This window comes from Klebsiella sp. HMSC09D12 (assembly GCF_001808475.1).
In the GTDB taxonomy this organism is placed as follows: Bacteria; Pseudomonadota; Gammaproteobacteria; order Enterobacterales; family Enterobacteriaceae; genus Klebsiella; species Klebsiella oxytoca.
The window spans coordinates 103,513-124,659 of record NZ_KV793386.1 but is presented as its reverse complement, the minus strand read 5'-3'; the positions used below and the strand labels follow the sequence as shown (position 1 = coordinate 124,659).

General features: G+C 54.8%; 20 protein-coding genes. 10 read left to right on the top strand and 10 right to left on the bottom strand.

Going from position 1 to position 21,147, the window contains the following annotated elements:
- From sapF to osmB, 8 genes are all read left to right on the top strand, one after another.
- Complete coding sequence (gene sapF / locus HMPREF3178_RS02500) at positions 1-810, top strand: putrescine export ABC transporter ATP-binding protein SapF (RefSeq protein WP_004101423.1); 810 nt, start codon at positions 1-3, stop codon at positions 808-810.
- Positions 811-828: 18 nt separating this feature from the next.
- Positions 829-1,371 (top strand): HutD/Ves family protein, encoded by a 543-nt coding sequence (locus HMPREF3178_RS02495; protein WP_017146056.1) that lies wholly within the window; start codon positions 829-831, stop codon positions 1,369-1,371.
- A 210-nt stretch (positions 1,372-1,581) separates the two neighbouring features.
- Positions 1,582-2,370 (top strand): enoyl-ACP reductase FabI, encoded by a 789-nt coding sequence (gene fabI, locus HMPREF3178_RS02490; protein WP_004101419.1) that lies wholly within the window; start codon positions 1,582-1,584, stop codon positions 2,368-2,370.
- A 183-nt stretch (positions 2,371-2,553) separates the two neighbouring features.
- The gene (locus HMPREF3178_RS02485) at positions 2,554-3,702 is read left to right on the top strand and encodes a carboxymuconolactone decarboxylase family protein (protein ID WP_017146057.1); all 1,149 of its coding nucleotides are present in this window, start codon (positions 2,554-2,556) and stop codon (positions 3,700-3,702) included.
- Positions 3,703-3,783: 81 nt separating this feature from the next.
- Complete coding sequence (locus tag HMPREF3178_RS02480) at positions 3,784-5,718, top strand: exoribonuclease II (RefSeq protein ID WP_017146058.1); 1,935 nt, start codon at positions 3,784-3,786, stop codon at positions 5,716-5,718.
- Positions 5,719-5,895: 177 nt separating this feature from the next.
- The gene (locus tag HMPREF3178_RS02475; RefSeq protein ID WP_004101405.1) at positions 5,896-6,078 is read left to right on the top strand and encodes a YciZ family protein; all 183 of its coding nucleotides are present in this window, start codon (positions 5,896-5,898) and stop codon (positions 6,076-6,078) included.
- A 72-nt stretch (positions 6,079-6,150) separates the two neighbouring features.
- Positions 6,151-6,900 carry a DNA-binding transcriptional regulator YciT gene (locus tag HMPREF3178_RS02470; protein WP_004101403.1) on the top strand — a complete coding sequence of 250 codons (750 nt, stop codon included), beginning with the start codon at positions 6,151-6,153 and terminating at the stop codon, positions 6,898-6,900.
- Positions 6,901-7,177: 277 nt separating this feature from the next.
- The gene (osmB, locus tag HMPREF3178_RS02465; protein ID WP_004139496.1) at positions 7,178-7,396 is read left to right on the top strand and encodes an osmotically-inducible lipoprotein OsmB; all 219 of its coding nucleotides are present in this window, start codon (positions 7,178-7,180) and stop codon (positions 7,394-7,396) included.
- Between the two features lie 96 nt (positions 7,397-7,492).
- Here the strand turns inward: osmB and yciH are convergent, their stop codons facing one another.
- The 5 genes from yciH to pgpB form a co-directional block, all read right to left on the bottom strand.
- Positions 7,493-7,819 carry a stress response translation initiation inhibitor YciH gene (gene yciH, locus HMPREF3178_RS02460; RefSeq protein ID WP_004112434.1) on the bottom strand — a complete coding sequence of 109 codons (327 nt, stop codon included), beginning with the start codon at positions 7,817-7,819 and terminating at the stop codon, positions 7,493-7,495.
- Positions 7,819-8,556, bottom strand: coding sequence for an orotidine-5'-phosphate decarboxylase (gene pyrF / locus HMPREF3178_RS02455; RefSeq protein WP_017146059.1), 738 nt, complete (start codon positions 8,554-8,556; stop codon positions 7,819-7,821). Before pyrF ends, yciH begins: the two co-directional genes overlap by 1 nt.
- A 192-nt stretch (positions 8,557-8,748) precedes the next feature.
- Entirely contained in the window at positions 8,749-9,918 is a 1,170-nt protein-coding gene (gene lapB, locus HMPREF3178_RS02450; RefSeq protein WP_004101396.1) for a lipopolysaccharide assembly protein LapB, read from the bottom strand.
- 6 nt (positions 9,919-9,924) lie between these two features.
- Positions 9,925-10,233 (bottom strand): LapA family protein, encoded by a 309-nt coding sequence (locus HMPREF3178_RS02445; protein WP_004101395.1) that lies wholly within the window; start codon positions 10,231-10,233, stop codon positions 9,925-9,927.
- A 135-nt stretch (positions 10,234-10,368) separates the two neighbouring features.
- On the bottom strand, positions 10,369-11,136 hold the full coding sequence (gene pgpB, locus HMPREF3178_RS02440) for a phosphatidylglycerophosphatase B (protein WP_017146060.1): 768 nt from the start codon (positions 11,134-11,136) through the stop codon (positions 10,369-10,371).
- 162 nt (positions 11,137-11,298) lie between these two features.
- On the opposite strand from pgpB, the gene ribA reads away from it, so the two are divergent.
- Positions 11,299-11,889 (top strand): GTP cyclohydrolase II, encoded by a 591-nt coding sequence (ribA, locus tag HMPREF3178_RS02435; protein ID WP_004101393.1) that lies wholly within the window; start codon positions 11,299-11,301, stop codon positions 11,887-11,889.
- Positions 11,890-11,952: 63 nt separating this feature from the next.
- Here ribA and acnA read toward each other — a convergent pair whose 3' ends face one another.
- The 4 genes from acnA to topA form a co-directional block, all read right to left on the bottom strand.
- On the bottom strand, positions 11,953-14,625 hold the full coding sequence (acnA, locus tag HMPREF3178_RS02430; RefSeq protein WP_070584985.1) for an aconitate hydratase AcnA: 2,673 nt from the start codon (positions 14,623-14,625) through the stop codon (positions 11,953-11,955).
- Between the two features lie 397 nt (positions 14,626-15,022).
- Positions 15,023-15,190, bottom strand: coding sequence for a YmiA family putative membrane protein (locus HMPREF3178_RS29315; RefSeq protein WP_004101391.1), 168 nt, complete (start codon positions 15,188-15,190; stop codon positions 15,023-15,025).
- A gap of 245 nt (positions 15,191-15,435) precedes the next feature.
- Positions 15,436-16,410, bottom strand: a complete 975-nt coding sequence (gene cysB, locus HMPREF3178_RS02425; RefSeq protein WP_004101390.1) for an HTH-type transcriptional regulator CysB — start codon at positions 16,408-16,410, stop codon at positions 15,436-15,438.
- Positions 16,411-16,737: 327 nt separating this feature from the next.
- Entirely contained in the window at positions 16,738-19,335 is a 2,598-nt protein-coding gene (topA, locus tag HMPREF3178_RS02420; protein WP_004101389.1) for a type I DNA topoisomerase, read from the bottom strand.
- Between the two features lie 409 nt (positions 19,336-19,744).
- Between topA and HMPREF3178_RS02415 the strand changes: the two genes are divergently transcribed.
- Positions 19,745-19,996, top strand: coding sequence for a YciN family protein (locus tag HMPREF3178_RS02415; RefSeq protein ID WP_004101388.1), 252 nt, complete (start codon positions 19,745-19,747; stop codon positions 19,994-19,996).
- A 54-nt stretch (positions 19,997-20,050) separates the two neighbouring features.
- Here HMPREF3178_RS02415 and sohB read toward each other — a convergent pair whose 3' ends face one another.
- Positions 20,051-21,097, bottom strand: a complete 1,047-nt coding sequence (gene sohB / locus HMPREF3178_RS02410; protein ID WP_016808521.1) for a protease SohB — start codon at positions 21,095-21,097, stop codon at positions 20,051-20,053.
- Positions 21,098-21,147 lie beyond the last annotated feature (50 nt).

Genomic DNA, 21,147 nt, shown 5'->3' with positions numbered 1-21,147 from the left:
ATGGTCGAAACATTGCTTGAAGTACGCAATCTGAGTAAGACCTTTCGCTACCGCACCGGCTGGTTTCACCGGCAAACGGTAGAGGCGGTTAAGCCGTTAAGCTTTACCCTGCGCGAGCGCCAGACTCTGGCGATTATCGGCGAAAACGGCTCCGGCAAATCGACGCTGGCGAAAATGCTCGCCGGGATGGTCGAACCCAGCACAGGCGAACTGCTGATTGATGACCATCCGCTGGCGTTTGGCGATTTCTCTTTCCGCAGCCAGAAGATTCGCATGATTTTTCAGGATCCGTCGACTTCGCTCAATCCACGGCAGCGAATTTCGCAAATCCTCGATTTCCCTCTGCGTCTCAATACCGACCTCGAACCCGAGGCGCGGCAGAAGCAGATTATCGAAACGTTACGCATGGTTGGTCTGCTGCCTGACCACGTCAGCTATTATCCGCATATGCTGGCACCGGGCCAAAAACAGCGTCTGGGCCTGGCGCGGGCGCTGATCCTGCGCCCGAAAGTAATCGTCTGCGATGAAGCGCTGGCGTCGCTGGATATGTCAATGCGTTCCCAACTGATTAACCTGATGCTGGAGCTGCAGGAAAAACAGGGTATCTCCTACATTTACGTTACCCAGCATTTGGGCATGATGAAGCACATCAGCGATCAGGTGCTGGTGATGCACCAGGGTGAAGTGGTCGAACGCGGCAGCACCGCCGACGTACTGGCCTCTCCGCTGCACGATCTGACAAAACGTCTGATTGCCGGCCATTTCGGCGAGGCGCTGACCGCCGATGCCTGGCGTAAAGACGGTAAATAATCCGAGGCGAAAATTGCGATGATTGTTCCGGTTCAGTTTTCTACCCTGCCGGTCACGCCGTGGAAAAACGGCGGTGGGGAAACGCGTGAAATTGTCAGCGTTGCTTCGCCAGATGCGCCCTTTCTCTGGCGCGCCAGTATCGCTACGCTGGAAAAGGATGGCCCGTTTTCTCCTTTTCCCGGCGTTGACCGGGTCATCACCCTTCTTGAGGGCCAGCCGCTGTGGCTACGGGGCGACAATATTGCTCAGCGCCTGATGCTCTGGCAGCCATGGGCTTTTGCCGGCGAATGGTCTCTTGCCAGCGAAGGCATTAGCGGATGCGGTCTCGATTTCAATATTATGACCCAGCGCGCGCGTGCCGCCTCGCGGGTTAGCGTCGTCGCTGAGCCGCAGCGGCCCGGCGCGGAGGGTATCGCATGGGTTCTGCGGGGACACTGGCGGATGGCGGATACGATTTACCAGGCCGGCTCGGGGATCTGGTGGCAGAATCAATCGCCTGGCGAGCTGATCCCGCACTCTGAGGACGCCCGGCTTTTACTGGCGGAAATCGAGCGCCGCTAACCCCAGATCGCCGCAATATCAGATGGTATACTCTTGTACGCACGGTAGCCAAAGCGCGCCAGACCGTGGCGAATGGCAGAAAAATATCGTGACACAAGGGGTCGTCAGTGGGATATAATTCCCGGCTAAATTTGAGTTATTTTGAAATAACAACGCTAACCAGATGATTGTTAAAGTAAAAATACGCAATAACGATAAGGATTAAAAGCTATGGGTTTTCTTTCCGGTAAGCGCATTCTGTTGACTGGCCTTGCCAGCAAACTGTCCATCGCCTGGGGCATCGCACAAGCAATGCACCGTGAAGGGGCTGAACTGGCGTTCACCTATCAGAACGAAAAACTGAAAGGTCGTGTGGAAGAATTTGCCGCCGCGCTGGGTTCTAACATTGTCCTGCCGTGCGATGTGGCGGAAGACGAGAGCATCGAGTCTCTGTTCACCGAGCTGGCAAAAGTATGGCCTAAGTTTGACGGTTTCGTACACTCTATCGGCTATGCTCCGGCAGATCAGTTGGACGGCGACTACGTTAATGCGGTTACCCGCGACGGTTTCAAAATCGCTCACGATATCAGCGCCTACAGCTTTGTGGCGATGGCGAAAGCCTGCCGCGGTATGCTGAACCCGGGCTCCGCCCTGCTGACGCTCTCCTACCTGGGCGCAGAGCGCGCCATCCCGAACTACAACGTGATGGGTCTGGCGAAAGCCTCCCTCGAAGCTAACGTCCGCTACATGGCTAACGCCATGGGTCCGGAAGGCGTGCGCGTTAACGCCATCTCTGCCGGTCCAATCCGTACCCTGGCGGCTTCCGGTATCAAAGATTTCCGTAAAATGCTGGCGCACTGCGAAGCGGTCACTCCGATCCGTCGCACCGTCACCACTGAAGACGTGGGTAACAGCGCAGCATTCCTGTGCTCCGACCTGTCTGCCGGCATCTCCGGCGAAGTCGTTCACGTTGACGGCGGCTTCAACATCGCCGCCATGAACGAGCTGGAAATCAAATAAGTTGTTCACCCTCCTTACGTCCGTGAGGAGGGGTCTTTTCTGCATATTTACCCTTCTGTTATTCCAATCCGCTATTTGTTAGCACGTATCAATATTTTCTCCGGCCCCAGGGTTAAGCCAGGATAGTTCCGCATAGCATGACCGCGAAACGGCGGTTTGCCACATACCGAACAAGGAACGCCCATGGAGCAACGCCGCGTTTACGGCAAAAACCACTGGTATCATGAGACCCAGTCAACAATCTGCCCGGTGGATGTATTGCCGCTCGTCCCTGAAGCCGCCCATGTCGAAGATCGTTTTCTCCTCGATCTCACGCTACCAGAAGATCTGCTTAAGGCGCATGCGCGCTGGCTGGCACCTGCCAGACGGCTGGCTGATGCCCTGTTTCCCGCTTCTGTGAGCGTAAATCGTCTACAGACATTTAGCGCCTATGACCGGCTTAGCACGGCGCTGACCGTCGCCCAGGTTTATGGCGTTCAGCGGCTATGCAATCACTACGCAGCCCGCCTGGCGCCGCTTCCCGGTCCGGACTCCTCGCGTGAAAGCAATCGACGCCTGGCGCAAATTACCCAATACGCCCGCCAGCTGGCGAGCTCTCCTTCACTGATCAACGCGCTCTCCCGCAGCCAGCTTGACGAAGTCGGCCTGACCAGTCGCGACATTATTCTTATCAATCAGATTATTGGCTTTATCGGCTTCCAGGCGCGCGCTATCGCCGCCTTTCACGCCGCGCTGGGTTATCCGGTGCGCTGGATCCCCGGGATGCCGCAGCAGGAAGATGCGCCAGAGGCGCTTTTCTTTGCCCGAGAGAGCGACTGGCGGCCCGGACTCGAGGACTCAGATTTACGCTATGCCGATGATGAGCGTCAGTCGCTGCTGGCAAAATGGCAAAAGTATCCCGGCCTGTTTGAACTGGCGCCGCTGCTGGCGACCCAGGAACCGCCGCTGGATCTGCAGGAACTGCTCCTGAGCCACCTCAGCGATCAGCCGCCGTTCGCCGCGCAGGTGGCGCTGATCGCAGCGCGGATTAACGGCAGCATCAGCTGCTTCAACGCCTGGGCCTCGCGATGTCCGGATTTTGCCGATGCTTTACGCGGTATCGTTCCTGACGCGCAGTCGCGCAGAGAAGAGCATGTCATCGAGCACCGACTTTTACAGTCCGTACAGCTTTTAACCCGCTCCCCTGACCGTTTTAGCGCCGCCCACCTAAGCCCATTGACGGAATGCGGGCTTTCCCGCACCGCCGCCATCGATCTTCTCGCCTGGTGCGGGCTATGCGGTTGGATGAATCGTCTGAAAATCGCCCTCGGCAATGGATGTCAGCAGACGTAAAATGCTGAAACAGCGCTTGCTGCGGCAGGCATATTCGCGTAAAAATGTCAGCCGCTCTTTTAGCCACGAAAATAAGAAATTATGTTTCAGGACAACCCGCTGCTAGCGCAGCTTAAACAGCAACTGCATTCCCAGACTCCGCGCGTTGAAGGGGTCGTTAAAGGGACGGAAAAAGGGTTTGGCTTCCTCGAAGTCGACTCTCAGAAAAGCTATTTCATTCCGCCGCCGCAAATGAAAAAAGTCATGCATGGCGATCGTATTATTGCCGTGGTCAATACTGAAAAAGAACGCGAAAGCGCTGAGCCGGAAGAACTGGTTGAGCCGTTCCTGACGCGTTTTGTCGGCAAAGTTCATAAGAAAGACGACCGTCTTTCCATCGTTCCTGACCATCCGCTGCTGAAAGATGCCATCCCCTGCCGCGCTGCTCGCGGCGTAGAGCATGATTTTAAAGACGGTGACTGGGCCGTTGCCGAAATGCGCCGTCATCCGCTGAAAGGTGACCGCGGTTTCTACGCTGAGCTCACCCAGTACATTACCTTCGGCGACGATCATTTCGCACCATGGTGGGTCACCCTGGCGCGCCATAATCTGGAAAAAGAAGCGCCGAATGGGGTAGCGACCGAGATGCTTGATGAGGGTCTGGAACGCCGCGATTTAACGGCGCTGACTTTCGTGACCATCGACAGCGCCAGCACCGAAGATATGGACGATGCGCTGTACGCCGAGTTGGCCGCTGACGGTAAGCTGCACCTGACTGTCGCCATCGCCGATCCAACCGCCTGGATTGCCGAAGGCAGCAAGCTGGACAATACGGCAAAAATTCGCGCCTTTACCAACTATCTGCCGGGCTTCAACATTCCGATGCTGCCGCGCGAACTCTCTGATGACCTCTGCTCCCTGCGCCCCAACGAAGTTCGTCCAGTTCTGGCCTGCCGTATGATCCTGGCTGCTGACGGGGCCATCGAAGACGATATTCAGTTCTTCGCGGCGACCATCGAATCGAAAGCGAAGCTGGCCTACGATGATGTGTCCGACTGGCTGGAAAATAACGGCGGCTGGCAGCCGGAGAGCGAGATAATCGCGCAGCAAATTAACCTGCTGCACGATGCCTGCCTGCGCCGTAGCGAATGGCGCAAAAACCACGCGCTGGTGTTCAAGGACCGTCCGGATTATCGCTTTGTGCTGGGCGAAAAAGGCGAAGTGCTGGATATCGTTGCCGAACCGCGTCGTATCGCTAATCGCATCGTTGAAGAGTCGATGATTGCCGCCAACATCTGCGCCGCCCGCGTGCTGCGCGATAAGCTCGGTTTCGGCGTGTATAACGTCCATACCGGATTCGATCCGGCCAATACCGAGCAGCTCGCGGCCTTGCTGAAAACCCACGATGTTCACGTTGATCCGGTGGAAGTACTGACGCTGGAGGGCTTCTGCAAGCTGCGTCGCGAACTGGACGCGCAGCCGTCCGGTTTCCTCGACAGCCGTATTCGCCGTTTCCAGTCCTTTGCCGAAATCAGCACCGAGCCGGGCCCGCACTTTGGCCTGGGTCTGGAAGCCTATGCTACCTGGACCTCCCCGATCCGTAAGTACGGCGATATGATCAACCATCGTCTGCTGAAAGCGATTATCAAAGGGGAAACCATCTCTCGTCCGCAGGATGACGTTGCGGTGCAAATGGCGGAACGTCGCCGCCTCAACCGCATGGCGGAGCGCGACGTCGGCGACTGGCTGTACGCCCGCTATCTGAAGCCGCAGGCCGGCACTAATACTCGCTTTGCTGCTGAAATTATCGATGTCAGCCGCGGCGGTATGCGTGTGCGACTGGTTGATAACGGCGCGGTTGCCTTTATCCCGGCCCCATTCCTCCACGCCGTACGCGATGAGCTGGTTTGCAGCCAGGAAAGCGGTACCGTGCAAATTAAAGGCGAGGTCGTATATAAGGTGACGGATGTTATCGATGTCACGATTGCCGAAGTCCGCATGGAAACCCGTAGCGTGATTGCGCGCCCTGCCGCCTGATAGACTGTTCAATGCGGCTCCCTTACCCGGAGCCGCGTTTTAGCCCTTCCCGTAGGTGTTCCGCGCGTTGTCCGCTAATTATCGTCGATGAGTAAAGTTGTGCGTTTTTTTCGCTTCTCTTTTTCATCCGTTTTTAGCATCATTGATTTTATTCACATTTGTAACCAGGATAACGCCATGTCAGATCTGAATGCTCGCCTGCTCGCCCAACGTATCGATACCGTGCTGGATATTCTGGTTGCCGGGGATTATCACTCCGCGATCCATAACCTCGAAATTCTGAAAGCTGAACTCCAGGCGCTTTCGAACGACGAACAGGAAAACAAACCCGGCCAGCCTAAGGCCCCGTGGGAAATTTGATAATCTACACCGCCGCAATCGGGCATCCTGGCCCGATCGCTCGCCCAAACAGCCCTTAACTGCGAAGTTGCTATGAACGCCCGACAACAAAGTATTTTGCAAATGGTCATCGATAAAGGCCGTATGAGCGTGGCCGATCTCGCGAAAATGACCGGTGTCTCTGAAGTCACCATTCGCCAGGATTTAAACTCATTAGAAAAGCAGAGCTACCTGCGACGTACCCACGGCTTCGCCGTTCCGCTGGACAGCGAAGATGTGGAAACCCGCATGATGACCCATTTCGCCATTAAGCGAGAGCTGGCTGCGCGGGCCGCTACGCTCGTCTCCTCCGGGGAAACGGTATTTATCGAAAACGGCAGCTGCAACGCCCTGCTCGCCCGTACGCTCGCCGAGCGCGGCGATATCACTATCATCACCGTCAGCAGCTATATCGCTCACCTACTGAAAGAGACGCCCGGAGAAGTGATCCTGCTGGGTGGAATCTACCAGAAGCGCAGCGAAAGCATGGTTGGTCCTCTCACGCGGCAGTTTATTCAGCAGGTTCACTTCAGCAAGGCCTTTATCGGCATCGACGGCTGGCAGGCCGAAACCGGATTTACCGGACGAGATATGATGCGCGCCGATGTGGTGAACGCGGTGCTTGAAAAGGGCTGTGAGGCGATTGTGCTGAGCGATAGCTCGAAGTTCAACGTTGTGCACCCATATCCGCTCGGGCCGATCGGCCGATTCAACCGCATTATTACCGACGACAATCTAAACGATGCCGTGCATAACCAGTTAACGCAGTGCGGCTTAACCGTAAATATCGTCAACCATCCCTGATCGTTCTCCCTGCTTTGCCTTTAGTATGCCGGGCCGTACCCGGCATAGCTCTCGTCTGAGACTTATCTGACCGCTGAATTCAGACTTTTTACCTGCCTGAAAAATTTATTGAAAGTAGAATTAATGTTAGCGATATAACAGGAAGTAACTATCACCTGCGTGAATAGAGCAACACCTGCGCAACTAAAGCTTCATGGAATACTCCCCGAGCTGGCGTAACAAGCTATGCTTAAGGGAAGTTGTATCCATGAATAGATTATTCAGGAGAAAAAAAATGATGACTTCAATGAACAAAAAAATGGCCGCTGTGGTTCTGGCCGTCACTGTTGCAATGTCTCTGAGCGCTTGTTCGAACTGGTCTAAACGCGATCGTAATACCGCTATCGGCGCAGGCGCCGGTGCGCTCGGTGGCGCGGTGCTTACCGATGGCAGCACCCTGGGTACCCTGGGCGGCGCGGCAGTCGGCGGTATTATTGGCCACCAGGTAGGTAAATAATTTAACCGCAAGCAATTAAATTAAAGTTTATATTAGCTGACCAGTACACCAGCAAAAAATTGAAGGCCACGATAATTATCGTGGCCTTATTATTGATTAACCGCCAGCCAGCTTAACCTTCATTCCTTTGGCTTCAAGAAGCGTTTTTAGCAGCTCGCGCTTATCGCCCTGAATCTCAATCACACCGTCCTTTACCGACCCACCGCAGCCGCATTTCTTTTTCAGCTCGGCGGCAAGTTTAGCCAGCGCTTCATCATTTTCATCAATCCCACTAATCAGGCAGACGCCCTTACCCTTACGACCGCTTGTCTGCCGCTGGATGCGCACGATACCGTCCCCTTTCGGGCGCGCTTGTACCGGTTTAGGTTCATCAATACGACCGCTGTCCGTTGAGTACACCAGTCGGCTATTGGAATCGCTCATCATGCCTCCTTATTCAACGATGCGTTGATGCTGCGCAGCGTAGCGGCAGGATCGGCAGACTGAGTGACCGGGCGACCAATGACCATATAATCCACGCCAGCTGCCTGCGCCTGCTCCGGCGTCATAATTCGCCGCTGATCGCCGGCGTCGCTGCCTTGTGGACGAATGCCAGGCGTCACCAGCCTGAACGCCTGGCCCCGTTCTTGTTTAAAGCGAACCGCTTCCTGCGCCGAGCATACCACGCCATCCAGACCGCAGCGCTGGGTCAGCTCCGCCAGCTTCGCGGCGTAGTCGGCTGGAGAAAGCGTAATCCCCAGATCCTGTAGATCGCTGGCTTCCATGCTGGTTAGCACGGTGACGGCAATTAACAGCGGGGCGTCTTTGCCGAAAGGTTGCAAGGCTTCACGTGCGGCGGTCATCATACGCGCCCCCCCGGAAGCGTGAACGTTGACCATCCAGACGCCGAGCTCAGCCGCTGCGGCGACCGCGCGGGCGGTGGTATTCGGAATATCGTGAAATTTTAGATCGAGAAAGACCTCGAAACCGCGCTGATGCAGGTCGCGAACAAACTGCGGCCCCAGTAGAGTAAACATTTCTTTACCCACCTTCAGGCGACAGTCGCGCGGGTCGATACGGTCGACAAACGCCAGCGCTTTATCACGGTTATCATAATCAAGAGCAACGACGACGGGAGAAGATGTGACAACGCGGGAAGAAGATGTAGCAGTAGACGTCATGACCGGACCTTAATTGTTGATGAGCGCCGGTTCGGCGCAAAAAAGGTAAACGGGCAGCATTCTACCTGCGATAAGGCAAAAATAACAGGCTGCATTTCCCTGTCTGCCGGACGATTCGGCTACCGTAGCCGGAGGAGATGATGAAGATAAATCCATTAGTATGTTGTAACTAAAGCGCGCGTTTTTTTAAATTTACTGCCCATCCAGGCCGCGAATTGGCTTAATGGTGGACCACGAGCGGCACGACGGGCAGTGCCAGTACAGCGTATGCGCGGTGAAACCACATTTTTGACAGCGGTAACGCGGCTTGCTACGGACCTGTTCGCCCACCATCTGGCGCAGAACACCCAGGCTCTGCTTCGCCCGCCCCTCTTCGGCTTCATTAATATGGTAATCGATCAGCTTATGGAATACGCGCATCGTCGGGTGGCGCTCCAGCTGGCGCGTCACATAGTTTTGCGCGGACTCAATTCCTTCTCGCTGCTCAAGGATTTGTGCCAGCATGAGGTCGGCCGTCGCCCCGGTGTTTTCATCCGCGCAGCGGCGTAAAAACGCTTCCCACTCGTCGATTTTCCCCAGCTGCTGGTAACAGGTTTGCAGCATCTCCAGGGTTTCACCGACCAGTTCTTTGTCTTGCTCAATTACCCGTTCCAGGCTCTCGACGGCTTTAGCGTAGTCGCCCTTCTCCATCCACACCCGTCCCATCATGATGGAGACGCGAGCGCTGTTCTTGTCCGCAGCGGCGCCTTTTTTCAGTAGCGCCATGGCCTTATCCAGGTCATTGCCCGCCATTTGCTGCAGCGCCAGCTCGCACCAGAAGTTGGCGATTTCGCCGCGGTGCTTCTCTTTACCGAGCTTAACCAGGCGTTCCGCCACTTCAATCGCCGACTGCCAGTCGCTGGTTGACTGATAAATCTGCAGCAGCTGCTGTAATGCACCAAGGCGAAAATCCGTTTCATCCACCAGCTGTTTAAACATCCCCTCCGCCCGGTCATACAGCCCGGCTGCCATATAATCGCGCCCCAGCTGCTGAACCGCCAGCAGGCGCTGATCGTAAGTTAACGAGGCGCTTTCCATTAAGCTCTGGTGAATGCGGATAGCGCGGTCAACTTCGCCGCGCGAGCGAAACAGATTGCCCAGCGTAAGGTGGGCTTCGACGGTGCCGGTATCCTCTTTCAGCATATCGAGGAACAGATCGACGGCTTTATCCTGCTGATTGCTCAGCAGGAAGTTAACCCCTGTAACGTAGTCACGCGACAGACGGCTCGCATCGTCCTGTTTGGACTGTTGTGCACTTCTGCGCCCCATATACCAGCCATATGCTGCGGCAACGGGCAAAAGCAGAAACAACAACTCCAGCATAAATGATTATTCCTTCACCGCAGGAACACCGGCTTCAGCGGGCGCAGCGCCGGCTGGCGCAATCTGATGCTCCAGACGCTTAATTTTGCGCTCGGCACGCGCCAGAGAGACGCGGACGCGCAGCCAGAAAAGGCCGCAAATCAACCAACCGATGGCAAAACCGGCAGCAAAAAGCACGGCCAGCAGCGTTGAGATACGGAATTCACCCTGCGCGAGCAAATAGTTGAACGTGACCACCTGGTCATTCTGCGCTCCCAGCGTCACTGAAATGACGAAGATTGCTAACACCAATAAGAAAATTAGAAAATATTTCACATGACTTCCCGTTATGTGGGTTGCGCGTAAGAATCCCGCGTTCAGCCCTATAAAGTATCATTTTCGCCGCAGCGGTGAAATGGAAATGCATGACGCCAGTACAGGATATGCGGCCTGAAGCTGGCAATATCAACACTATTCCGGCGCTGCCGCCCTTTTTTTAATATCCTGCGCCTCTTCACCCGGCGGCGATAGCGGACCGCAGAACCGCTGGGCAAGCGAGGTTGCCAGGGTCACCAGCAGCCAGGAAATGAGCGTCGCGACGATCAGGTCCTGCGGCCAGTGCATGCCCAGCGCCAGGCGGCTCCCCATCACCGCTACGGCCCACGTCAGCAGCAGCGCCATGGTTACCCAACGACGCCGGGGCCACAGCAGACCTACGCCAAGCAGCGCCCAGCTGGCAGCAAACATGGTGTGACCAGAAGGGAAAGCGAAGCCGGTCTCTTTTTGCCAGTGCTTACGCAAAAAGTGCGGAATTTGCTGCTCCTGGGCCAGCTGCTCATGCACCAGTTTAGCGCGTTCTTTGCGTTTCAAGGTGTAGAATTGGGTGACCGGCACCTGCCGGGCCTGTTCCAGCCAGATGACAAAGGGGCGAGGCTCCTGAACGCGGTCTTTAATCCACGACTTCATACCCTGGCCCAGCAGGATCGCGGCGCCCAGAATCAGGAACAGGACTACCGCGGCGCGCAGACGAAATCGCAGACACCACAGGAACCAGGCGCATAAAATAACGTGCGTGATGATGCCCCAGGGTTGCGTCACCGTCTCGGTCACCCAGTACAGCAGCTTCATCATGCCTGCCGACAGTTCCGGATGCCATTTCCAGCCGGAAATCCACACCACAGCAGGCATAATCAATAGCAGGGCCGCGCCAACGGCGGTTCGTCTGGCAATCAACAGCATTTCATCTCCTTATTCTTTGACCTCAATATCATAACGGAAAGTAGTTCGTTTGTGCGCTTTGCGCGCAGGTAACCGTACGCAATTAGGAGAACGTCGCGCCGTTGTGGCAAAATAGCGGCAAACAGAAGCACAGTCAGGTGCTGATAGAATCTGGAGAATCACATGCAGCTTAAACGTGTGGCAGAAGCCAAACTGCCAACCCCATGGGGCGATTTTCTCATGGTGGGTTTTGAAGAACTGGCAACCGGGCAGGATCACGTCGCGCTGGTTTTCGGCGATATTTCGGGGCAATCCCCGGTGCTGGCCCGCGTACACTCTGAGTGTCTCACGGGCGATGCCCTTTTTAGCCTGCGCTGTGATTGCGGATTTCAGCTGGAAGCGGCGCTGTCGCATATTGCCGAAGAGGGGCGCGGTATCCTGCTGTATCACCGGCAGGAAGGGCGCAATATCGGCCTGCTGAATAAAATTCGCGCTTACGCTTTACAGGATCAAGGTTATGACACCGTCGAGGCTAATCATCAGCTGGGCTTTGCCGCCGATGAGCGTGATTTTACCCTGTGCGCGGATATGTTTAAGCTGCTAAACGTTGAACAGGTGCGTCTGTTGACCAACAATCCGAAGAAGGTTGAGATCCTTACCGAAGCCGGAATCAACATTGTCGAACGCGTGCCGCTGATCGTGGGCCGCAACCCGAAAAATGCCCACTATCTCGATACCAAGGCGGCGAAAATGGGCCACCTGCTGAGTAAATAATCCGCCGCATTAATAAGAAAAGGGCCAGAGCATATGCTGGCCCTTTTTATATCAGACGCAGGTTTAGAGCATATTGCGGATCACATAGTGCAAAATACCGTCGTTCTGATAGTAGGTCAGCTCAGTCGCGGTATCGATACGGCAGCGGCACTCAATGACCTCCTGACTACCGTCCGCGCGGGTGAGCTTGACCGGTACCGTCATACCTGGCTGTAGAGCCTGCAGGTTGCTGATATCAATCCGCTCCTCGCCGTTCAGCCCCAGCGTTTTGCGCGTTACCCCTTGCGGAAACTCCAGCGGCAGAATCCCCATACCAATCAGGTTGGAGCGGTGGATACGCTCGAATGACTCGGCAATCACCACCCTGACGCCCAGCAAACGCGGGCCTTTAGCCGCCCAGTCGCGGCTGGAGCCGGAACCGTACTCTTTGCCGGCAATGACCGCCAGCGGCGTGCCCTCCGCTTTATAGAGCATTGCAGCATCGTAGATAGCAATAGGCTGGCTATCCGGAAGATGGCGGGTCATTCCCCCTTCCACGCCGGGCACCATTTCGTTACGTATACGGATGTTGGCAAAGGTGCCGCGCATCATCACCTCATGGTTGCCGCGACGTGAGCCGTAGGAGTTAAAGTCGATGCGTTCGACGCCGTGATTCTGCAGATAACGCCCCGCAGGACTGTCGGCTTTAATGCTGCCCGCCGGTGAGATGTGGTCGGTGGTAACCGAGTCGCCCAGCATGGCCAGAATGCGCGCGCCATGAATATCCTCCACCGGTTCAGGTTCAACGCCCATTTCATCAAAGAAGGGCGACAGACGAATATAGGTCGAATCATCCTGCCAGTCGTAGGTATCAGAGCGATCCACTTTAATCGCCTTCCACTCGGCGGTCCCTTCAAATACTTCAGCGTACTCTTTGCGGAACATCTCCGTTGAGACCTGCTCAACCGCCTGGGCCACTTCGCTGCCGCTCGGCCAGATATCTTTCAGATACACCGGCTGACCCTCTTTACCGGTCCCTAATGGTTCACGCGTCAGGTCAAGATTCATATTACCCGCCAGAGCGTAGGCGACCACCAGCGGCGGTGAAGCCAGCCAGTTAGTTTTTACCAGCGGATGAATACGTCCTTCAAAGTTGCGGTTGCCGGAAAGCACGGCCCCGACGGTCAGATCGCCCTGCTTGATTGCCCGCTCAATGGGATCCGGCAGCGGCCCAGAGTTACCGATACAGGTGGTACAGCCGTAACCGACCAGGTTAAATCCCAGCTCATCCAGATAGGGCGTCAGCTTTGCATGGGCCAGATAGTCGGAAACCACCTTCGATCCCGGCGCCAGCGATGCTTTAACCCACGGCTGCGGTTTGAGGCCCAGCTCGACAGCTTTCCTCGCCAGCAAGCCAGCGGCCATCAGCACGCTGGGGTTGGAAGTATTCGTACAGGAGGTGATCGCAGCAATCACCACCGCCCCGTCCGGTAGCGAGTACTGCTGCCCGTTTAAGGTATAGTCGATTGGTCGCTTATCTTTCTGCGCGTGGTTCACCTCCAGTTCGGTGCTGGCAGCAAAGGCATGAGGCACATCGCCGAGAGCCACGCGGTCCTGGGGACGCTTCGGCCCTGCCAGACTGGCTTCGACGCTACCCATATCCAGCGCCAGCGTGCTGGTGAAGACCGGTTCATCTCCGGGCTGACGCCACATCCCCTGGGCTTTCGCATAGGCTTCCACCAGCGCCACCTGCTCTTCACTGCGCCCGGTCAGGCGCATATAGTCAAGCGTGACCGCATCAATCGGGAAGAAGCCGCAGGTTGCGCCATACTCCGGCGACATATTAGCGATAGTCGCACGGTCCGCCAGCGGCAGGGAATCGAGGCCATCGCCGTAGAATTCAACAAACTTACCTACTACGCCATGTTTACGCAGCATCTGAGTGACCGTCAGGACCAGGTCCGTCGCGGTGATACCTTCACGTAGCTTGCCGGTCAGCTTAAAGCCGACGACGTCCGGTATCAGCATGGATACCGGCTGTCCAAGCATGGCGGCTTCCGCTTCGATACCGCCCACGCCCCAGCCGAGTACGCCTAAACCGTTAATCATTGTGGTATGTGAATCGGTACCGACCAGCGTGTCCGGGAAGGCTACCCACTCGCCGTTTTGCTGTTCGCCCCATACCGCCCGACCGAGATATTCCAGGTTAACCTGGTGGCAAATCCCGGTGCCCGGCGGCACCACGCTGAAGCGGCTGAAAGCCTGTTGTCCCCAGCGTAAGAAGACATAGCGCTCATGGTTACGCTCCATCTCAAGCCGGACGTTTTCTTCAAAGGCATCATCATCACCGAAACGGTCTACCGTAACCGAATGGTCAATGACCAGGTCGACAGGAGAAAGCGGGTTCACTTTGGCGGTGTCGCCTCCCAGGCGTTTTACCGCTTCGCGCATCGCCGCCAGATCGACGACGGCGGGAACACCGGTGAAGTCCTGCATCAGAACGCGCGCTGGACGGTAGGCAATTTCCCGGTCGGCATGGGCATGCTCCAGCCATCCGGCAAGGGCATCAATATCTTCGGCGGTGACGGAATCACCGTCCTGCCAGCGCAACAGATTTTCCAGTAGCACTTTAAGTGATTTGGGCAAGCGCGAGAGATCGCCCAGTTCTTTGGCGGCCAGCGGTAAGCTGTAGTAATGCCAGGTTTTATCTTTAACCTGAAGCGAATCCTTGCTGGCTGCTCGTAGGGTTGACGACATAGCTCCTCCTTTACCTTAGGGATAGCATCCCCTGATCCTCCTCAGGGTCATTATTAAAGATAACACATCTTTGATGTAACACTTTGATAACAACTCAAATTGCTAAAATTGGTTAAGCGGATTAAGACAGGAAATTTGAATAATAGAGGGTGGTAATATTGAGAAGCATTGAAGAAGGTGCGTTTACTTCAACAACCGAGGTGTATTAGTACGCGAGTACAAAGAAGGACTAATCGCCATTATTTTGCCGATTAGTCCAATAGAGAAAATTTATTGAGCGAATCTAAAAAGAGAAAGATTATATCCTCCTTATTGCCGCTATTTTTATCAGATGGAAATTATTCTCAATATTTCACTTGTCATAAAACTGACACAACCATTTTGACTGGCAGGTGCTCTAGCTTAGAAACCAAACGTTGCAGATAACCAGAGCAATGACGCTCCAGAACATCGCAAGCCCAAGGATAACGGCGCTCCAGGCCTTACTTCTCAAAACCGGATCTATCTCAGTCTTGTCACGTTCCTGTGACATCGTAAACTTCATATAATCGATATCACTAATCATTTTTTCACCACCAATCGCTAAGAATTGCTAACCACAGATAAATCTTAATTATGGATGCGCTATTAATCCAGCGAATTCGCTTCCCGGCAGATATCTTTAATCATTATTTTGATCGCGACAGGTATATTTGCAAATCTGGTATGAGGAGTTAACGAAAATTGTGATTCAGACAACGTTTAGATATTCAAATTCAGGTCATTATAGGTTTTGGCATCCCCGTGAGGATGCCATCATTTTTTCTGCGGTTATTTTTCCGGTAACTTAATATCTTTGAACATGGCCTCAATATCTTCATTTGAGCGCAGAGCGACCGCGGTATCGACCACGTCTCGGGTCAGATGCGGTGCAAATCGTTGAATAAAATCATACATATAGCTTCGTAAGAAGGTGCTGCGCCGGAAGCCTATTTTGGTGGTGCTGTGGCTGAATATATCGTTGGCGTCCAGCTTGACCAGGTCCGGATCGGAAACCGGGTCGACCGCCATACTGGCTATTACCCCTACCCCAAGCCCCAGGCGGACATAGGTTTTAATCACATCGGCGTCAGTCGCGGTAAACACGATGCGCGGGGTTAAACCGGCGCGATTAAAGGCGGTATCCAGTTCAGAACGACCGGTGAAACCGAAGGTGTAGGTCACCAATGGGTACTGCGCCAGCTCTTCAATCGATACCGACTCTCGCGACGCCAGCGGATGTTCAGGCGTCACGACCACGGAACGGTTCCAGTGATAGCACGGCAGCATGACCAAATCATCATAGAGATGAAGCGCTTCCGTAGCGATAGCGAAGTCGGCATTGCCTTTCGACACCGCCTCGGCGATTTGCGTTGGCGAGCCCTGATGCATGTGCAGCGAGACGCGGGGATAGCGTTCGATAAAACCTTTGATAACCCCCGGCAGCGCGTAGCGCGCCTGGGTATGCGTGGTCGCCACGTACAGCGAACCTTTGTCAGGCCAGGTGTGCTCTCCGGCCACCGATTTAATCGCATCCACCTTCGACAGTACTTCGCGAGCGATGCGGATGATCTCCTGGCCCGCAGGAGTAACCTGGGTCAGATGTTTGCCGCTGCGGGCGAAAATCTGAATTCCCAGCTCATCTTCCAGCATGCGAACCTGCTTGCTGATGCCCGGCTGTGAGGTATACAGACCTTCGGCAGTAGAGGAGACGTTCAGATTATGGTTAACAACCTCAACGATATAGCGGAGCTGCTGTAGTTTCATGGCTGATATCCGATAGCGCGTAAAATGAACCCGCTTAATACATTTTACGTTCAGGCGACGATCCGGCTGGCAATCCAGTCTGGCTCTGCCTCTCTGCGACTCGCCATTTAGACGCCACAACGTATCCTGAAGACGATGATGTATAAGACGATTTGATAATAAAAAAGAGATTAGCTATAACCACTATATCATTTATATCTACTATGTATAGATACTAACAAAAAATAATAAGACAGTTATAAGGCGGGAGATAAAAAAGCAGATTAACGTGGGAGATCAGTCACCTGGGAAATGAATGAAGGGCCGCAACGCGGCCCTCAGGAGAGGTTATTTCTTCGCTTCGGTCCATTTACCGTCGATATAGAAGGCTGACCAGCCGGTCGCTTTACCCTCTTTCTCAGAAGCAACGTACTGCTGTTTAGTTTTGCGGCTAAAGCGCACCAGCGTTTTGTTGCCTTCCGGATCCTGCTGCGGCGCATCGGCCAGATAGCGCAGCTTCTCAGGCAGACGATCGCGGAAGCGGAACAGCTCTTCCACAAGCGGCGCGCGAGTTTCGCGGGATTTCGGGAAAGTATTGGCGGCAAGGAATACGCCGGCCGCGCCGTCGCGCAGGACGAAATAGGCGTCTGACTTCTCGCACGGCAGTTCCGGCAGCGGAACCGGATCTTCTTTCGGCGGAGCCACTTCCCCATTACGCAGGATCTTACGGGTGTTTTTACACTCGTCGTTGGTGCAGGCCATGTACTTACCAAAACGCCCCATTTTCAGGTGCATTTCGGAGCCACATTTCTCACACTCAACGATCGGACCGTCATAGCCCTTGATGCGGAATTCGCCCTCTTCAATCTCGTAACCATCGCAGGTCGGGTTATTACCGCAGACGTGCAGCTTGCGCTTCGGATCGATAAGGTAGCTGTCCATTGCCGTGCCGCATTTTTTACAGCGACGTTTGGCCCGCAATGCATTGGTTTCGGCGTCATCGCCTTCCAGCACGTTGAGGACTTCGTTTTCCGGCACCAGGTTAATGGTGGTTTTGCAGCGCTCTTTCGGCGACAGCGCATAGCCCGAGCAGCCAAGGAACACGCCGGTGCTGGCGGTCCTGATCCCCATCTTGCGCCCGCAGGTTGGGCAGTCAATGCTGGTCAGCACCATAGGGTTCGGCTGCATGCCGCCCTCTTCCGGATCTTTCTCTGCCGTTTGCAGCTGCGAAGTGAAGTCCCCGAAGAAGCTGTCGAGCACCTGCTTCCACTCGGCCTGATGGTTCGCCACCTGGTCAAGACGGTCTTCCATCTGCGCGGTGAAGTCGTAGTTCATCAGATCGCGGAAGTTCTCTTCCAGTCGATCGGTGACGATTTCGCCCATTTTTTCCGCATAGAAACGGCGGTTTTCCACTCGTACGTAGCCGCGATCCTGAATGGTCGAAATGATTGACGCATAGGTAGACGGACGGCCGATGCCGCGTTTTTCGAGCTCTTTAACCAGCGAGGCTTCGCTAAAACGCGCCGGCGGCTTGGTAAAGTGCTGCGCTGGCGTCAGTTCGACCAGGCTCAGGCTGTCGCCCTTATTGACCAGCGGTAAAGTACGATCTTCATCGCCTTTACGCAGGGCTGGCATCACCTTAGTCCAACCGTCAAAGCGCAGCGTACGGCCGCGGGCTTTCAGTTTGAAATCGCCGGCTTTTACCGTCAGCGTGGTGGAGTCGTACTGCGCAGGAGTCATCTGACAGGCGACAAACTGGCGCCAGATCAGCTGATACAGTTTCTGCGCATCAGATTCCATATCTTTTAAGGTTTCGGCCAGCACGTTGACGTCGGAAGGACGAATAGCTTCGTGCGCCTCCTGTGAGTTTTCTTTGCTGGCGTACTGATTCGCGCTCTCCGGCAGATACTTCTTGCCGAAGTTATCGCCAATGTAGCCGCGCACCATGCTCAGCGCATCCTGGCTCAGGTTCGTCGAGTCGGTACGCATATAGGTAATGTGTCCCGCTTCATAGAGTCGCTGGGCCATCATCATGGTTTTCTTCACGCCGAAGCCAAGACGCGTGCTGGCGGCCTGCTGCAGCGTGGAGGTGATAAACGGCGCGCCCGGCTTGCTGCTGGTCGGTTTGTCTTCACGCTCCAGCACGCTGTAGCTGGCTTTTTCAAGCAGCGCGACGGCCGCCATGGTTTCATCACGGCTTACCGGACGGAACGGCTTATCGCCGTTGTGCGTTACCTGCAGCGGCAATGCATCGCCGCCTGGGGTGGTGGTGCTGGCGTCAACTTCCCAGTACTCTTCCGGAACGAACGCTTTAATTTCGCGCTCGCGCTCGACCACCAGACGTACCGCAACCGACTGGACGCGGCCTGCGGACAGACCGCGGGCAATTTTTTTCCACAGCAGCGGAGAAACCATATAGCCCACTACGCGGTCCATAAAGCGACGCGCCTGCTGAGCGTTAACACGGTCAATATTCAGTTCGCCCGGCTTTTCGAAAGCCTGACGGATAGCATTCTTGGTAATCTCGTTGAACACCACGCGGCTATAGCGCTGTTCATCACCACCGATAACTTCCCGCAGGTGCCATGCAATGGCCTCCCCTTCGCGGTCAAGGTCGGTTGCGAGATAGATGTGGTCGGCTTTTTCCGCCAACTGTTTGAGTTCAGAAACGACCTTTTCTTTACCCGGGAGTATTTCATAGTGCGCATTCCAGTCATGCCATGGGTCCACGCCCATACGGTTGACCAGAGCGCCGCGTTCATCCTTCTTAGGCTTTTTAGCCCCTTTGGTGGAGGTAGAGTCGGCGCTCTTTTTAGATGCTGAGCCACTGGTCGGCAAATCGCGGATATGACCGACGCTGGACTTAACCACGTAGTCATTACCCAGATACTTATTGATCGTTTTGGCTTTTGCCGGGGACTCAACGATAACGAGAGCTTTACCCATATTCACCTTTACCTAATTTGATTCATCCAGGAATACATCGCACATTGATTCACCATCCACTGGCGACACGTCACAACCTATGTTGCGTCGTTGTCGATGGATATCAACCCTTTGCACCGGTTTCACATCCATAAAACCAGATAGCTGAGTTTGCTGGCTTTTTCTTGCCAGGCGACATAGCACGAATAATTTTTGGCCGAATGTCAAGCAAATCTGTTGCCAGATCGCTGAAAGCGTCACACTGTACCTGATAAAATTCGTTACGCAACTTTATTAGCATGCAAAAGCAAATCCCGCCACTAACTGATGTTTATTCGGCGCCTGCAATTACCCCTGTAAGATCAATGGAAAATTTGCCCCTCGCCGTCGCGCGGCGTAGACTACCCGCGAAGAATCACAGGAGGCATTTATGCAAGGTACAACCCAACCCATCGATCGCCAGACGCTTCTGGAAAAAGCCAACAAACTCATTCGCGAACATGAAGATACGTTAGCCGGGATCGAGGCCACCGACGTCGTGCAGCGTAACGGCGTGCTGGTGTTCAGCGGCGAGTTTTATCTTGATGAGCAAGGACTGCCCACGGCGAAAAGTACGGCGGTATTTAATATGTTTAAATACCTCGCGCACGAACTGTCTGATAAGTATCACCTGGCGGATTAACACTTCTGCCCGGCCCTGACGAAAACGCGAGGCCGAAGCCTCGCGTTGTCTGGATTACATCAGCGGTTTTTGCCCGCGCTGCCACCAGCGCAGCAGGAGTTTATCAGCGCTTTCCGCGGCGCTACCGGTAAAACGATCGAGCATTTTCTTACGCTGCTGATAGCGCACGCCGATCACCTCGTGTTTATCCATCAGACCCAACAGTAGCTCATCGCTGGTTTCCACCGCATCCACAAGCCCCTTCTCCAGCGCCTGAACGCCGTACCAGTGTTCGCCAGTGGCTACCTGTTCAATATCGAGTTCGGGACGCATCTGGTGAACAAAATCTTTGAACAGTCGATGGGTATCGTTGAGGTCTTCGCGGAACTTCTGACGCCCTTCTTCGGTATTTTCGCCCAGCATCGTCAGGGTACGTTTGTACTGGCCTGCCGTATGCAGCTCAATATCGATATCTTTATTCTTCAGGAAGCGATGAAGGTTCGGGATTTGCGCGACGACGCCAATAGAGCCAAGGATAGCAAACGGCGCACAGACGATTCTGTTCGCCACGCAGGCCATCATATAACCGCCGCTGGCCGCGACTTTATCAACCGCCACCGTTAGCGGGATCTGTTTGTCACGCAGACGCTGCAGCTGTGAAGCGGCAAGACCATAGCCGTGAACCACGCCGCCGGGGCTTTCGAGGCGAATGACCACCTGATCGCGCGCCTTTGCCGCCGCCAGAACCGCGGTGATCTCTTCGCGCAGACTGCTGACTTCATGCGCATCCATACTGCCTTTAAAATCGATCACCCAGACGCGCGGTTTGGCGTCCGGCTCAGGCGTCCCCAGCTTCGCCCGCGCCTTAGACGCCTTAGCTTCCTGCTTAAGCTTTTTCTTTTGCGCTTTATGCCACAGCTTCTGCTGCGGCGCATCGAGCAACGAAACCGCCAGCTCTTCCTTCATCTCTTTATATTGCTCGCTAAGATTGGTTACCCGCAGCTCGCCGCGCTGTTTTTTGCGCTGAGTCAGGTTAACAATAATGGCGACGATAACCGCAATTGCGACAACGATGGTCGCGATTTTGGCCAAAAACAGGCCATATTGAGCAACTAATTCCACGTTTTCACCTTGTGTAAACCACTGACGTTGGCGCACAGTGTACATCAGCC

Excerpts from the sequence above, each read along its gene's own strand:
- HMPREF3178_RS02415 (WP_004101388.1), top strand. The coding sequence starts at position 19,745 with ATGCAAGGTACAACCCAACCCATCGATCGCCAGACGCTTCTGGAAAAA.
- HMPREF3178_RS02475 (WP_004101405.1), top strand. The coding sequence starts at position 5,896 with ATGTCAGATCTGAATGCTCGCCTGCTCGCCCAACGTATCGATACCGTG.
- HMPREF3178_RS02495 (WP_017146056.1), top strand. The coding sequence starts at position 829 with ATGATTGTTCCGGTTCAGTTTTCTACCCTGCCGGTCACGCCGTGGAAA.
- topA (WP_004101389.1), bottom strand. The coding sequence starts at position 19,335 with ATGGGTAAAGCTCTCGTTATCGTTGAGTCCCCGGCAAAAGCCAAAACG.
- ribA (WP_004101393.1), top strand. The coding sequence starts at position 11,299 with ATGCAGCTTAAACGTGTGGCAGAAGCCAAACTGCCAACCCCATGGGGC.
- HMPREF3178_RS02470 (WP_004101403.1), top strand. The coding sequence starts at position 6,151 with ATGAACGCCCGACAACAAAGTATTTTGCAAATGGTCATCGATAAAGGC.
- acnA (WP_070584985.1), bottom strand. The coding sequence starts at position 14,625 with ATGTCGTCAACCCTACGAGCAGCCAGCAAGGATTCGCTTCAGGTTAAA.
- HMPREF3178_RS02480 (WP_017146058.1), top strand. The coding sequence starts at position 3,784 with ATGTTTCAGGACAACCCGCTGCTAGCGCAGCTTAAACAGCAACTGCAT.
- pyrF (WP_017146059.1), bottom strand. The coding sequence starts at position 8,556 with ATGACGTCTACTGCTACATCTTCTTCCCGCGTTGTCACATCTTCTCCC.
- HMPREF3178_RS29315 (WP_004101391.1), bottom strand. The coding sequence starts at position 15,190 with ATGATTAGTGATATCGATTATATGAAGTTTACGATGTCACAGGAACGT.
- yciH (WP_004112434.1), bottom strand. The coding sequence starts at position 7,819 with ATGAGCGATTCCAATAGCCGACTGGTGTACTCAACGGACAGCGGTCGT.
- osmB (WP_004139496.1), top strand. The coding sequence starts at position 7,178 with ATGACTTCAATGAACAAAAAAATGGCCGCTGTGGTTCTGGCCGTCACT.
- pgpB (WP_017146060.1), bottom strand. The coding sequence starts at position 11,136 with ATGCTGTTGATTGCCAGACGAACCGCCGTTGGCGCGGCCCTGCTATTG.
- fabI (WP_004101419.1), top strand. The coding sequence starts at position 1,582 with ATGGGTTTTCTTTCCGGTAAGCGCATTCTGTTGACTGGCCTTGCCAGC.
- sapF (WP_004101423.1), top strand. The coding sequence starts at position 1 with ATGGTCGAAACATTGCTTGAAGTACGCAATCTGAGTAAGACCTTTCGC.
- lapB (WP_004101396.1), bottom strand. The coding sequence starts at position 9,918 with ATGCTGGAGTTGTTGTTTCTGCTTTTGCCCGTTGCCGCAGCATATGGC.
- cysB (WP_004101390.1), bottom strand. The coding sequence starts at position 16,410 with ATGAAACTACAGCAGCTCCGCTATATCGTTGAGGTTGTTAACCATAAT.
- HMPREF3178_RS02485 (WP_017146057.1), top strand. The coding sequence starts at position 2,554 with ATGGAGCAACGCCGCGTTTACGGCAAAAACCACTGGTATCATGAGACC.